Annotated in this window: 13 protein-coding genes; 6 read left to right on the top strand and 7 right to left on the bottom strand. The window is 67.9% G+C overall.

From position 1 onward, the window contains the following. Nucleotides 1-72: 72 nt before the first annotated feature. The gene (locus AC2FAN_RS15050) at nucleotides 73-363 is read left to right on the top strand and encodes a YggT family protein (RefSeq protein WP_265050510.1); all 291 of its coding nucleotides are present in this window, start codon (nucleotides 73-75) and stop codon (nucleotides 361-363) included. 109 nt (nucleotides 364-472) lie between these two features. After that, nucleotides 473-2,068 (top strand): gamma-glutamyltransferase, encoded by a 1,596-nt coding sequence (locus AC2FAN_RS15045; RefSeq protein ID WP_485175086.1) that lies wholly within the window; start codon nucleotides 473-475, stop codon nucleotides 2,066-2,068. Nucleotides 2,069-2,261: 193 nt separating this feature from the next. Here AC2FAN_RS15045 and AC2FAN_RS15040 read toward each other — a convergent pair whose 3' ends face one another. Together AC2FAN_RS15040 and AC2FAN_RS15035 are read right to left on the bottom strand one after the other, a co-directional pair. Next, entirely contained in the window at nucleotides 2,262-3,842 is a 1,581-nt protein-coding gene (locus tag AC2FAN_RS15040; protein ID WP_485175084.1) for an ABC transporter substrate-binding protein, read from the bottom strand. 42 nt (nucleotides 3,843-3,884) lie between these two features. Next, nucleotides 3,885-5,378 carry an amidase gene (locus tag AC2FAN_RS15035; RefSeq protein ID WP_485175082.1) on the bottom strand — a complete coding sequence of 498 codons (1,494 nt, stop codon included), beginning with the start codon at nucleotides 5,376-5,378 and terminating at the stop codon, nucleotides 3,885-3,887. Nucleotides 5,379-5,524: 146 nt separating this feature from the next. On the opposite strand from AC2FAN_RS15035, the gene AC2FAN_RS15030 reads away from it, so the two are divergent. Together AC2FAN_RS15030 and AC2FAN_RS15025 are read left to right on the top strand one after the other, a co-directional pair. Further along, entirely contained in the window at nucleotides 5,525-5,857 is a 333-nt protein-coding gene (locus AC2FAN_RS15030) for a DUF167 family protein (protein WP_265050514.1), read from the top strand. A gap of 67 nt (nucleotides 5,858-5,924) precedes the next feature. Then, entirely contained in the window at nucleotides 5,925-6,623 is a 699-nt protein-coding gene (locus AC2FAN_RS15025; RefSeq protein ID WP_265050515.1) for a carbonic anhydrase, read from the top strand. Between the two features lie 117 nt (nucleotides 6,624-6,740). On the opposite strand, the gene AC2FAN_RS15020 is transcribed toward AC2FAN_RS15025, so the two are convergent. Next, complete coding sequence (locus AC2FAN_RS15020) at nucleotides 6,741-7,670, bottom strand: site-specific tyrosine recombinase XerD (RefSeq protein WP_485175079.1); 930 nt, start codon at nucleotides 7,668-7,670, stop codon at nucleotides 6,741-6,743. Continuing rightward, nucleotides 7,667-7,813, bottom strand: a complete 147-nt coding sequence (locus AC2FAN_RS15015; protein WP_265050517.1) for a histidine kinase — start codon at nucleotides 7,811-7,813, stop codon at nucleotides 7,667-7,669. The genes AC2FAN_RS15020 and AC2FAN_RS15015 overlap by 4 nt, the downstream gene beginning before the upstream one ends. Nucleotides 7,814-7,986: 173 nt before the next feature. On the opposite strand from AC2FAN_RS15015, the gene AC2FAN_RS15010 reads away from it, so the two are divergent. Together AC2FAN_RS15010 and aroB are read left to right on the top strand one after the other, a co-directional pair. Continuing rightward, nucleotides 7,987-8,586: a shikimate kinase gene (locus tag AC2FAN_RS15010; RefSeq protein WP_476806578.1), complete on the top strand. Its 600-nt coding sequence runs from the start codon at nucleotides 7,987-7,989 to the stop codon at nucleotides 8,584-8,586. Continuing rightward, a complete protein-coding gene (gene aroB / locus AC2FAN_RS15005) occupies nucleotides 8,583-9,728 on the top strand; it encodes a 3-dehydroquinate synthase (RefSeq protein ID WP_485175077.1) in 1,146 nt (381 codons plus the stop codon). The genes AC2FAN_RS15010 and aroB overlap by 4 nt, the downstream gene beginning before the upstream one ends. Nucleotides 9,729-9,738: 10 nt before the next feature. Here aroB and AC2FAN_RS15000 read toward each other — a convergent pair whose 3' ends face one another. From AC2FAN_RS15000 to AC2FAN_RS14990, 3 genes are all read right to left on the bottom strand, one after another. After that, nucleotides 9,739-10,074, bottom strand: coding sequence for a DUF1330 domain-containing protein (locus AC2FAN_RS15000; protein ID WP_485175075.1), 336 nt, complete (start codon nucleotides 10,072-10,074; stop codon nucleotides 9,739-9,741). Between the two features lie 101 nt (nucleotides 10,075-10,175). Continuing rightward, nucleotides 10,176-11,273, bottom strand: coding sequence for a calcium:cation antiporter (locus tag AC2FAN_RS14995; protein ID WP_476806576.1), 1,098 nt, complete (start codon nucleotides 11,271-11,273; stop codon nucleotides 10,176-10,178). A gap of 137 nt (nucleotides 11,274-11,410) precedes the next feature. Beyond that, entirely contained in the window at nucleotides 11,411-13,225 is a 1,815-nt protein-coding gene (locus AC2FAN_RS14990; protein WP_485175073.1) for a glucan ABC transporter ATP-binding protein/ permease, read from the bottom strand. Between the last annotated feature and the right edge of the window lie 21 nt (nucleotides 13,226-13,246).

The following is a 13,246-nucleotide window of genomic DNA, read 5'->3' as shown; positions in this document are numbered from 1 at the left end:
TCCGCCATCTGTTTTGGCGCCGGCGGACGATATTCCGCGACACCTTTCCGAAAAGGCCCAAGAGGAAGATCGATGCGTGCCGTTCTCGACGTGGTTCTGCTCGCCCTGCAGATCTATGTGTGGATTTTGATCGCCTCGGCGGTGCTGAGCTGGCTGATCGCCTTCAATGTCATCAACACCCGCAACCAGTTCGTCGCGACCATCTGGGACGCGCTCTACCGCGTCACGGAGCCGGCCCTGCGCCCGATCCGCGAGCGCCTGCCCAATCTCGGCGGCATCGACATCTCGCCGATCATCCTGCTGCTGATCATCTACTTCATCCAGAGCGTGATCGTCCGCTACATCTACCCGAACGTGTTCTGACGGCGTCTGCCCTGCGCGCCGCGCGGCTCCCCGGCTTCCACGACGCATTCGACGGCGCCGCGGCCGGCATGCAGTATGGCGACCTCCACAATCGATCGAGGTCGCCCGCATGGCCGCAGCCGCTCGCCCATATCGCAGCCAGAACTGGGTTCTGACCAAGCCCGCCGCCCGCGGCAGGCACGGCATCGTCGTCTCGCAGAGCCGCGAGGCGGCCGAGGCCGGAACGGCGATCCTCGAGCAGGGCGGCAATGCCGCCGACGCAGCGGTCGCGGCCTGCTTCGCGCTCGCGGCGGTCGAACCCTGGAACAGCGGCCTCGGCGGTATCGGCTTCGCGGTGGTGCTGAAGGCTGGGGAAAGCCGAGCGCAGGTCGTCGATTTCGGCCCTGTCGCGCCACGCCGCGCCGATCCCGCCGATTACCCCCTCACGGGCGAGATGAAGAAGGACCTCTTCACCTGGCCGGAGGTGGTCGGCGACCGCAACATCCACGGCCCCCTCTCCTTCTGCATCCCGTCCTCGGTCGCCGGCTATGCCAAGCTCAAGCAGGCCTTCGGCTCGGCGCTGCCGCTGGCGGATATCCTGCAGCCCGCGATCGCGCTCGCCCGGCGCGGCCTGCCGGCGGATTGGTACACGACGCTGAAGATCGCCTCCTCCGCCGCGGTGCTGCGGCTCTATCAGGAGAGCGCGCGCATCTACCTGCCGGGCGGGCTGCCGCCGGTGCCGCCCTATCAGGGCTCGCCCGGCTTCATGACGCTCGGCAAGCTGCCGGAGACCCTCGAACACCTCGCCAGAGCCGGCCTCGACGACTTCTACAGCGGCGATCTCGCCCGCCAGCTCGCGGCGGACATCGCCGCCGCCGGCGGCGTCGTGGGCGAGCAGGATCTGGCGGGCTGCAAGGCCGAGCTGCGCGAGGCGCCGACGATCGACTGGCGCGGCAGCCACGTCGTCCATACGGCCGGCGGCCTCACCGCGGCGCCGACGCTCGAGCGCGTCGTCGCCGGCATGGCCGATGCGCCGATCGATGGCGACAGCCCTTCGGCCGCCTGGTTCGCGCAGCTCTCCCGCGTCATGCGAGAGGCCTATCGCGAACGCCTCGACGGGCTTGGCGCCGCCACCACGGCCAAGGAACCGGGCGACACCTGCACCACGCACCTCACCGTGGTCGACGGCGAGGGCAATCTCGTCACCGTCACCACGACGCTGCTCTCCTCGATGGGCAGCCGCGTCGTGCTGCCGGGCACCGGCGTGCTGATGAACAACGGCATGATGTGGTTCGATCCGCGCCCCGGCAGCGCCAATGCGATCGCGCCCGGCGCCCGCCCGCTCTGCAACATGTGCCCGGTCGTGGTGACGCCCAGGGATGGCGGCTGGCCGCGTCTCGCCGCCGGCTCCTCCGGCGGGCGTCGCATCCTCGCCAGCGTCTACCAGACCCTCGCCTGGCAGCTCGATTTCGGCATGGATACCGAAGCGACGGCGCACCAGCAGCGCATCGACGTCTCCGGCCCCGACTCGACCAGCGCAGATCTGCGACTGCCCGCCGAGACGCTGGCGGCGCTGGAGCAGGCTGGCCCGACGACCCTCGTCGAGCATGCCGTGCTGCCGATCAACTTCGCCTGCCCGAACTTCATCCGGGTCTACCGTGACGGCGCCGAAGGCTCGAGCGACGCCGCCTCACCCTGGTCGGCGGCAGTCGCGGCACAGCACTGAAGCACCGAAGGCGGCACGGGATGGGACGTACCCGCCCCTGCCGCGAACCGCCCGGAGACCGTCCGGCCACTCGCTGCGGGGAGTCGAATGGCGGCGTTTTCGAGAACCGGAGCGGAGCGTACATCAGTACGTGAGCACCGGAAGCGCAGAAAACGCCGTCAGGCGACCGCCGCAGTAGAGTTGCCGGACGGTCTCAGACCCGCTTCAAGCCCCAGGGATAGGGCGCGGAGCCTGGCAGCATGCCGGTCAGGTTCTTGCGATAGGCGGTGCGGATGACGAACTGGCCGAGCGGGATCGTCCCGCATTCTTCCAGCGCCAGCCGGCCGAGATCGACCGCCGTCTTCTTTTGCGCGGCCTCATCGGGCGCATAGAGCCACTGCTCGGCCAGTTCCTCGGCCTTGTCGCTCTTCCACCAGCCGAACCAGCCCTTGTCGCCCTGGCCGCGCACAAGGTTCGACAGCGCCGGGTTGCCCCAGCCGATTGCCGCGCCGGTGGTGTGGAAGATGCTCCAGCCGCCCTTCTCGACGCCCTCGCGGCTGTTGCGGCGCTGGATCACCGTACCCCAGTCGCTCGCCGCCATCTCCACGTTCATGCCGAGTTGCTTGAGCAGTTCGTAGGTCACCTCGCCGAGCGGCCCGATATCCGGGAAGTCGGTCGGATTGATGATGACGACCTTCTCGCCATTGTAGCCGGACTCCTTCAGCGCGGCCTTGGCCTTCTCGATGCTGCCCGGCATCAGATCTTCCTGCTCGCCCGTGTAGTACGGCGTGCCGCGCCACCAGAGATTGCGGCAGACCTGCCAGGTCGAGGTATCGTCGCCCTGGGCGGCGCGCATATAGTCTTCCTGCTTCACCGCCATGCGGACGGCGGCACGCACCTTCGGGTTGTTGAAGGGTGGCTGCAGATGGTTCAGCCGGATGATGGCGCCGCGCCCGGCCTTGTCGATGATCTCGCGCTTGATGTCGGGGCTCTGGGCCAGCATCGGCTGCAGATCGGCGAGCGGACGCTCCCACCAGTCGACCTCGCCCGTCGTCAGGGCCGCGGCGGAGGTCGCCGGATCGGGCAGGATGTGCCACTCGATCCGCTTGAAGTTCGCGACCTTGCCGCCGGCATTGCGGCTCGGCGCCTCGCTGCGCGGCTTGTAGCCGTCGAACTTCTCGTAGACCACGCGGCTGCCGGTGACATATTCGCCGGGGACGAATTTGTAGGGGCCGGAGCCGACCATCTCCGTCACCTGCTTGGTGGCGTCGGTCTGGGCCAGCCGCTCCGGCATGATGAAGGGCGGGTTGTCCGCCTTGGAGAGCAGGTCCAGCATCATCGGGAAGGGCCGGGTCAGCTTGATCTCGATGGTGCGTTCGTCGGGCGCGCTCCAGGCTTCGACGACCTTGGTCAGGAGCTGCCCGTACGGATCACGCTGGCACCAGCGCTTCATGCTCTGGATGCAGTCGGCCGGCTTGACCGGGGCGCCGTCATGGAAGGCGAGCCCCTCGCGCAGCTTGATGCGCCAGGTCTTGCCATCGGCCGAGATCTCGTGGCCCTCGGCCATCTGGGGCTGCGGCTTGAGATCGAGATCGCCACCATAGAGCGTGTCGAAGACGAAATAGCCGTGGTTGTTGGTCACGGTCGCCGTCGTCCAGATCGGATCGAGCGCCGTCAGGTTGGCCTGTGGCACGAACTTCAGGGTCGTGGCGCTCTGCGCGGCGGCGGAGCGCGTCAGGCTCGGGCCGGCGATGGCCAGCGCGGCCGTCCCCGTAAGAAAATCGCGACGCTTCATGCTTGCTCTCCCCTTTTTCTGGTTGACGATCGTTGTGTCCGTTCAAGCGAAGCCCATGAAATTCGGGCTCTCGCTGATCGGCCGGGCCTTGGCGAGTCTGGCGAGGTCCGGCACCGGCCGCGCCGTCAGCGGGTCGCCCGCCAGCGCCGCCTCCAGCGCGGCGGCCACCGCCAGCACCTTGGCATCGCCGCCGCGCGGCCCGACGATCTGGAGCCCGAAGGGCATGCCGTTGCGGTCGAGCCCGACCGGCAGCGAGATCGCCGGGTGTCCGACGATGGTGACGGCATAGGCCAGCGCCAGCCAGTGGAAATAGGTCCGCGTCGCCCTGCCGTCGATCTCGGCGGGGAAGAGCTCGGTCCAGGGCCGCGGGCTCAACGTCACCGCCGGCGAGAGGATGACGTCGTAGCGCTCGAAGAACTGCTGCCAGCGCTGGTAGATCGCCGTCTGCTGCTTCAGCGCCCGCGTGACGTCGAGGGCCGAATAGCCCAGGCCTTCCTCGACATTGGCCCGCACATTAGGCCCGACCATGTCCGGCGTGTCGCGCACCTTGTCGAGATGGCCCGCAAGGAAGCCGACCGCGCGCAGGATTTCGAAGACCTCGTCGGTGCCGTCGCAATCCGGCGTGGCTTCCTCGGCAGCGTGGAAGAGATGGCTGAACGCCCCGGTCTTCTCGGCGAAGACGTCCTTGATATGCCGCTCCGTCGGGGCGAAGCCGAAATCGGGCGTCAGCGCCACCTTGAGCGAGGCGAGATCGATGGCATCGGGTCGGGCGAAATCCTGCGGCCGGCGGATCGTCTGGCCATGCACGGTCGTGGCGAGCGGATCGGCACCGTTGTCGGAGACCATGGAGGAAAGCAGCAGGCAGAGATCGGGCACATTGCGCGCCATCGGCCCGAGCACCGGAAGCGGATACCAGCCGAGCGCCCGCTTCTCGCTCGGCACGAGGCCCGGCGTCGGGCGGAAGCCGACGATGCCGTTGAAGGCCGCCGGATTGCGCAGCGAACCGCCCGTGTCGGAGCCGGTGGCGATCGGCACCATGCCCGTCGCCAGCGCCACGCCCGAGCCGCCGGAGGAGCCGGCCGCGCTCTTCGACGGATCGAAGGGGTTGCCCGTCGCGCCGTAGACGGCATTGCGGGTATTGGCCCCGGCGCCCCATTCGGGCGTGTTGGTCTTGCCGGCGATGATCGCGCCGGCCTTGCGCACCGAGGCGACGATCAGCTGGTCTTCCTTCGGTACGAAATCGCGATAGAGCGCGCTGCCATAGGTGGTGCGCAGTCCCGCGGTGTTTTCGAGATCCTTGATCCCGACCGGCAGGCCGTGCAGAGCGCCCAACGCATCGCCGCGCGCCGTCGCTTCGTCGGCCTCGGCGGCCGCCTTGCGTGCCGCCTCGTCGTCCCGCGCCACCATCGCGTTCACCGCCGGATCGACCTCGTCCATGCGGCGGATGCAGCTTTCGAGCAGTTCGCGGGCGGAAAGCTTCCGGGCGCCGATGAGGGCGCGCGCGGCGACGGCGCTGAGATCGCAAGGTTCGGTCAAGGCGGGTGTCTCCGTTGCGCAGGCGCCTTGGCAAGCGTTATGCCGCACAGGGCGCAGGCAGCCAGACTAGGCGACGCGACCGGTATGTCCATGACCCGGCGGCGCATGGCTGCTCCTTCCCGACGAGAGGGCCGAAGAGAGAGCCGATGAGCGATCCGACCAGCCGTCCCTGGCGGGAAACAGGCGAAGGCGTCAGCCTGACCGTCAGGCTGACGCCGCGCGGCGGCCGCGATGCGTTAGATGGTGTCGAGACCCTGGCCGATGGTCGCTCCGTGCTGAAGGCGCGCGTCCGGGCAGCACCGACGGAGGGTGAGGCGAACGCCGCCCTCATCCTGCTTTTGTCGGGTGAACTCAGGCTGCCGCGTTCGCAGATCGCCATCGTCGCCGGCGCCAGCGCGCGGCTGAAGACCGTGCTGCTGCGGGGTGAGCCGCGCACGCTCGTCTCCGTGCTCGAAGCGCGGATTTGCGGCGGCCGATAGGCGCTCGCCCGTATCGCACCGCAACATCGACTTGACGAAGCCCGCGCTTTCCTGTTCGAGAAGAGCCATGGAAAAGCCTGCAGAGCCGTTCCCGCAGCGCCTGACGGAAGGCTATCGGACCTTCCTCGACGACCGTTTTCTCCGCGAAAAGGGCCGATACGAAGAACTTGGCGAACACGGCCAGACGCCGAAGATCATGCTGATCGGCTGCTGCGACTCGCGCGTTTCGCCGGAAGTCATCTTCGATGCGCGGCCGGGCGAGATGTTCGTCGCCCGCAACATCGCCAATCTCGTGCCGCCCTTCCAGCCGGACAACCAGCTCCACGGCACGTCGGCCGCGCTGGAATATGCCGTGCAGGCGCTCAAGGTCCAGCATATCGTCGTGCTCGGCCATGGCCGCTGCGGCGGCATCCGCGCCTTCGCCGACGACAGCCAGGAAGCGCTCTCGCCCGGCGACTTCATCGGCAAATGGATCACCCTGATCGGCCCGGCGGCCGAGCGCACCGGCGGGCGCGGCCGCAACGAGAGCTTCGACGGCTACCTGCACCGGCTTGAACTGGCTTCGGTCCAGCAATCGCTCGACAATCTCCGCACTTTCCCTTGCGTCCAGATCCTCGAAAGCAAGGGCAGGCTGCACCTGCACGGCGCCTATTTCGCGGTCGCCACGGGTGTGCTGATGATCCTCGATCCCGCGACCGGCCAGTTCATCCCGGCCGTCGGCGAGATGCCCCGGCGCGTCCAGCAGATCCGCTGCTCTGAGGCGTGAGCGCTGTACGTCATGCGCGGGCTTGACCCGAGCATCTCGGAAACCAGCTTCTTTCGTCCTGAGATTTTCGGGTCTAGGCTTCGCTCCGCCCGAGAATGACGCGGCGACGGCCGTGCCTCACTCGCTATCCGCCAGCGGATGGAGATCGCGCACCATGCTCTTCAACCGCTCGTCGAGGACATGGGTGTAGATTTGCGTCGTCGCGATGTCGGCATGGCCCAGCAGCTCCTGCACGACCCGCAGATCGGCCCCGTTCTGCAGCAGATGGCTCGCGAAGGCATGCCGCAGCACATGCGGGCTGAGCGCCGCGGCCGAGAGCCCCGCCGCTCCGCCGAGCACCTTGAGATCGCGCGCGAAGACCTGCCGCGTCAGGTGGCCGCTCTCCCCATCCGAGGGGAAGAGCCAACGCCCATCGGTCTCGCCCGCTTCCGTCAGCGCCTCCAGCCACTCGCGTGCAGCCTGCCTCGCCGCCTCGTTCAGCGGCACCAGCCGTTCCTTGTCGCCCTTGCCGCGCACGATCAGGAAGCGCTCGCGTGTCGTCGCGGCCGATCGCGGCAGCGCGATCAGCTCGGAAACACGCAGGCCCGTGGCGTAGAGCATCTCGACGAGGCAGCGCATTCGCAACGCCTTCAGCCGGGCCGTCTTGGTCAGCCCCTCCCGCGAACATGCCGCCCGCGCAGTTTCGAGAAGCCGGTCGACATCGCCGACCGAGGCCACCTTCGGCAGCGGCCGCCCCTGGCGGGGGCCCGAGATCGCGGCGGAGGGGTCGGTCCCCGCCAACCCTTCGGTATAGAGAAAGCGATGGAACTGCCGCACGGCGGAAAGCCGCCGCGCCGCCGAGGAGGCCTTGAGCCCGCGCGCCGACAGATCGGCGAGCCAGCCGCGGATATCATCCGCCGTGGCGTCGGCCACCGGCTTGTTGGCGAGGAAGCCGAGATAATCCTCGACGTCGCGCTCATAAGCTTCGAGCGTGTTGCGCGCCGCGCCGCGCTCCGCCGCCAGCATGTCGAGGTAAGCATTCAGCCGCTGGCGCGACAAACGGCTCATTTCGGCTGAAGTTTCGAGGGCGGCACGATCTCGACCATCTCGCGCTGCACCGGCTGGACGAAGGTCACGAGCGCCACCATGCCCCCGAAGACCAGACCGGCGATGACCGCGACGAAGACGAGGAAACGGAATAACGTCGGCACTTCGGGCGAACTCTTGCAATCGCGCGATCTTGGGCCAGCCGACTATCCGCGATGCCGCCCGCGCCGCGCAAGGGCAGGCAGGCCACAGCCCCACGCAAAGCGCGGCAAAACCATGACGGAGGCATGACGCGGCCGGCGCCTGCGTGCTACAGCGTGCCGAGGAAATAAGATCGATGACTGCCGCCGCCACAATCACCGCCCCGGACACGGCCGATCTCCGCGCTGCCCTCGGCAGCCGCGCCATCGTGCTCGTCGGGATGATGGGCTCCGGCAAGAGTTCTGTCGGGCGCCGGCTCGCCAGCCGCCTCGGCATGCCCTTCGTCGACGCCGATACCGAGATCGAGACGGCCGCGGGCATGACGATTCCGGAGATCTTCGCGCAGCGCGGCGAGGCCGAGTTCCGCGATGGCGAGCGCCGCGTCATCAGCCGCATTCTCACGACCCGCGCACCGCTCGTTCTCGCGACCGGCGGCGGAGCCTTCATGAATGCCGAAACGCGCGAGCGCATCAAGCAGCTCGGCGTTTCGGTCTGGCTCAAGGCCGAGCCCGATGTGCTGATGCGCCGCGTCCGCAAGCGCTCCAACCGCCCGCTGCTCCAGACGACCGACCCCGAGGCGACCCTGCGCCGGATGCTGGCCGATCGCGAGCCCGTCTACGCGCTTGCCGACCTGACGATCCAGTCGAGCGACGAGCCTCACGAACTCGTGGTCGGCGAAACCATTGCCGCATTGGGCGGCTATCTGCGCCTGACGGCCGGAGAAGACACGCCATGAACGCCACCCTGACCGAGAAGGCCGGCGCGCGGATCACCGTCCCCGTCGCGCTGGAGGGCCGCGCCTACGACATCCATATCGGCCGCCACCAGCTCTGCGAGGCCGCCGCCCTGATCGCGGCCTTCGCGCCCGGCGCCAAGGCCGCCCTCGTCACCGATACCAGCGTGGCCGCCCTACATGGCGCCGCGTTCGAGGCCTGCCTGCACCAGGAAGGCATCACGTCGAGCCGCATCACCATACCGCCGGGAGAAGGCTCGAAATCCTATGCCCAGTTCATCGCGCTCTGCGATGCCCTGCTGGCGGCGAAGATAGAACGCAACGACCTCGTCATCGCCTTCGGCGGCGGCGTCGTCGGCGATCTCACCGGCTTCGCCGCAGCGGTGCTGCGGCGCGGCGTCCGCTTCATCCAGGTGCCGACAACGCTGCTCTCGCAGGTCGATTCCTCGGTCGGCGGCAAGACCGGCATCAACTCGCCATATGGCAAGAACCTGATCGGCGCCTTCCACCAGCCGGCGCTGGTCGTCGCCGACACCGCCCTCCTCGACACGCTGAGCGAGCGCGAGTTCAAGGCCGGCTACGCCGAGGTCGTGAAATACGGGCTGATCGACGACCCCGTCTTCTTCGACTGGTGCGAGGCGAACTGGAGCCGCGTTATCGCCGGCGGCCCGGAGCGTGACCATGCCGTCGCCGTCTCCTGCCGCGCCAAGGCGGCGATCGTGGCCCGCGACGAGCGCGAGGAGGGCGACCGCGCGCTCCTCAATCTCGGCCACACCTTCGCCCATGCGCTGGAGCGCCTGACCAACTACGATTCCGCGCGCCTTGTCCATGGCGAGGCCGTCGCCATCGGTCTGGCGCTCGCTTTCCGCTTCTCGCAGCGCCTCGGGCTCTGCCCGGGCCAGGATGCCGGGCGGGTCGCGCGTCATCTCGACCATGTCGGCCTGCCCAGCCGTTTGCAGCAGGTTCCGGGCGGGGCGGGCAGCGCCGAGGAGATCGTCAACGCCATGGCGCAGGACAAGAAGGTCAAGCGCGGCGTCCTGACCTTCATCCTCGCCCGCGGCATCGGCAAGAGCTTCATCGCGCCGGGTGTCGCGGCAGAGGAAGTGCGAGGCTTCATCGAGACCGAGCTCGCTTCGCACAGCTGATCGAAACGGATCAGGCAAGGCCGGCCTTGGCGAGGAAATCGGTCGCGCGGTAGCCGGGCTCCACGCCCTTCACGATCATCGCCATACTGAGCGAGTTCTCCGTCCTCAGCGGCAGGATCTCGCGGTAGCCGGGCGAGTCGTACCAGGCGCGCGCTTGCTCCAGATCGGGAAAGGCGATGATGACGAGATCGCCGGGCCATGGCCCCTCGATGATCTCCGGCGTCGCGCCATGGATCAGGAAACGGCCCTCATAGGGAACAAGCGTCGCATCGATGCGCCGGATGTAGTCGATGATCTCCGGACCGAGCCGGACTTCTTGGAGGTGGGCGATGGCATAGGCGGTCATGGTGCTCTCCGTCGAAGGGCCGCTCGAAAGCCGGCCGTTGCGGAGGACCATGACGTCGCAGATGGCGCGGGTCGATTACCTGCGGGGTTATCGCTTGCGCGTCAGGGGCTGAACACCAGCACGAGGAAGACGAAGAAGACGGCGAGATGCACCGCGCCCTCCAGCATGGTGGTGCGCGTGCCGGTGAAAGTCAGCGTCGAGAGCAGCAGGGTCATGGCGGCGATCACCATGTTCGTCGCCGACAGGCCGAGCACCACCGGCTGGCCGGTGAAGACACCGATCAGCAGCACAGCCGGCACCGTCATGCCCAGCGTCGAGGCGGCCGCACCCAGGCAGAGATTGACCGCGCGCTGCAGCTGATTGGCGGTGATCGCCTTGAGCGCGGCAATGCATTCCGGCGTGAACACCACCATCGCGATCAGGATGCCGCCGAGCGCGGCGGGCGCGCCGAGCTTGGCGATGCCGAAGTCGAGCACCGCCGCCAGGCTCTTCGAGAGGATGACGATCGGCAGGATATTGGCGAGCAGCAGCCCGACATGCGGCAGGATTTCGCGTGCGGAAGAAGACTCCTCCTCGACGCCGGCAGCCGCGACCGGCTTGCCGTCCTCCTCCGGCTCGCGGAAGAACATGCTGTGCCGCCCCGTCTGGAGCGCGAGGAAGGCGCCGTAGAGCGCGACCGTGAAGATCGAGAAGGCGATGGCCTGGAAGGAGGTCAGCGTGCCGTCCGGCGTCGAGGTCGTGAAGTTCGGCAGGAAGAGCGGGATCACCGTCAGCGGGATGATTACGGCCAGATAGGACGTGGCGCCCTTCAGGTTGTAGCGCTGCTGGAAATGCCTCAGGCCGCCGATCAGCAGGCCGATGCCGACCACGCCGTTGAGCACGATCATCAGCACCGCGAACATCGTGTCGCGGCCGAGCGTCGGCGCCCCCTTCGCGCCGAGCATGACGGCGCCGACCAGCGCCACCTCGATGATGACGATCGAGAGGGTCAGGATCAGTGTGCCATAGGGCTCGCCCAACCTGTCGGCCAGGTCCTCGGCCTCGTGCACGACGCCGAAGGACGACCAGATGATGACGCCGAGCAACCAGAGGAAAACGAGCAGGGACGGCAACGGCGCGCCGAGCTGACCGAGCAGAGTGTCGCCGAACAGCAGGAATACGGCAACCGAAGCCCAGGCACAGGCAAGGCGAAGGATCATCATCGTCGTCGTCACACGGAAGTTCGTTGCGGAAAGGGTGTGACCTACATAAGCGGGAAAGGCGACGCTGGTGCAACGCCTGACATCGACGCAGGGCCCTCGACGAACGATTTCTCGCGTTCAGCCCGGCAGAAGCGTCAACCCGGCAGGATCTTCTGCGCCAGCGGGCTCGCCGCCCCTTCCGCGAGCGGGGCCGGCTTGTCGCTGACGAGATACTGCGCCCGCGCCAGCGCCGCGAAGCGCCCGCCCTTGGCGACGAGCTCGTCGAAGGTGCCCATCTCCTCGACCTGCCCATGCTCGAAGACGAGGATGCGATCGGCGTTGCGGATCGTGGCGAGGCGATGCGCGATGACGAAGGTGGTGCGATCCTTCATCACCTCCTCCAGCGCCTTCTGCAGCTTGACCTCGGTGGCGGCATCGAGCGCCGAGGTGGCCTCGTCGAGGATCAGGATCGGCGGGTTCTTGAGGAGCGCGCGCGCGATCGAAAGCCGTTGGCGCTCGCCGCCTGACAGCGTCCGGCCGCGCTCGCCGACGAGCGTGTCGAGCCCATCCGTCTGGCGGGCCATCACCTCGCTCGCCTGCGCCCGGTCGAGCGCCTGCATCAGCTCGGCGTCGGTGGCGTCCGGCTTGCCCACGAGCAGGTTCTCGCGGATCGAACGGGCGAACAGCATCGGCTCCTGGAAGACGACGCCGATATTGCGCCGGAGCGACAGCAGGGAGATCTCGCGGATATCCAGACCATCGACCGTGATCCGCCCCGATTGCGGGTCGAAGGCCCGGTGCAGCAGGCCAAGCGTGGTCGACTTGCCCGAGCCGGTCGAGCCGACGACGGCGATCGTCTCGCCGGGCCTGACCGCGAAGGAGACGTCGCGGACCGCCGCGCGCTTGCCATCATAGGAGAAGGAGACGTCCTCGAAGGAGACGGCGCCCTGGAGCCGGCCGGGATCCTTGGCGCTCGGCAGGTCGCGCACGGTCGGCGGCGTGTCGAGCACCTCGAAGAACTCCCGCATCTTCGGCGCCTGCATGAAGATGAAGTTCACGAAGGCGACGATCTGCTCGAGACGCCCGACCAGCATGGTGGCGAAGCCCATGAAGGTGACGATCTCGCCGACGGTCGTCTGGCCATGCATCAGCAGCCAGGTGCCGACGACGAAGATCGCGAGCACTGTCAGCGTCGCCGAGGCCCGCGTCGCGACCGTCGCCATCGCCCACCAGGACAAAACCGGCAGCTGCGCCTCCAGCAGGCTGCTGATGGTGCTGCGCAACCCCCGCACTTCCGCCTCGATGCGAGTGAAGCTCTGGATCACCGGCACGTTGCCGAGCGCATCGGAGGCACGTTCGGCGAGGTTCGAATGATAGGCCTCGACATTGCGCTGGAGTTGGTCGGTCTTGCGCAGCACGAAGGCGGTCAGCGAGCCGAACAGCAGCACGAGGCAGATCAGCAGCAGGCCGAGCTGCCAGTTCTTCCAGACCGTGAAGGGCAAGAGCACGAACAGCGCGACGATCGAGGCGCAGTGCTCGCGGAAGAAGGAGAGCCACAGCGCCCACATCGCGCTCGTGCCGTCGAGCATCACCTTGAGCACGCGGCCGGAATGGGTCTGCGTGTGATAGGCGAGCGGCAGCGTCAGCGCGTGCTCGAAATAGCGCGCCATCACGGCAAGCCGGCTGCGATGGGCGAGCTTGTCGGCATTGAGTGCGACGAAGACCCCGACACCGATGTTGGCGAGGCCGAAGCAGGCCCAGGCGAAGATCAGCAGGTTGATGCTGCTCCAGGTCAGTGAGCCGCCCGACGTCTGGATCGTGGTCAGCCGGTCGATCAGCGCGCCGAACAGCATCGGCTCGGCGAAGGCGACCGCCGCCAGCAGGACGTTGGCCAGCGCCAGGACGATGCCCAGCCGTCTTTCCGGGCCGAGTTCGCCGAGGACACGGGCATAGAGCGTGAAGAGCGACATCGGCCGATTCTTAACGGAGCG

This window comes from Allobosea sp. RIT-PG3_2, from assembly GCF_057321085.1.
Note: the sequence above shows the minus strand (reverse complement) of the source record. Positions and strands in the feature narration are given on the sequence as shown.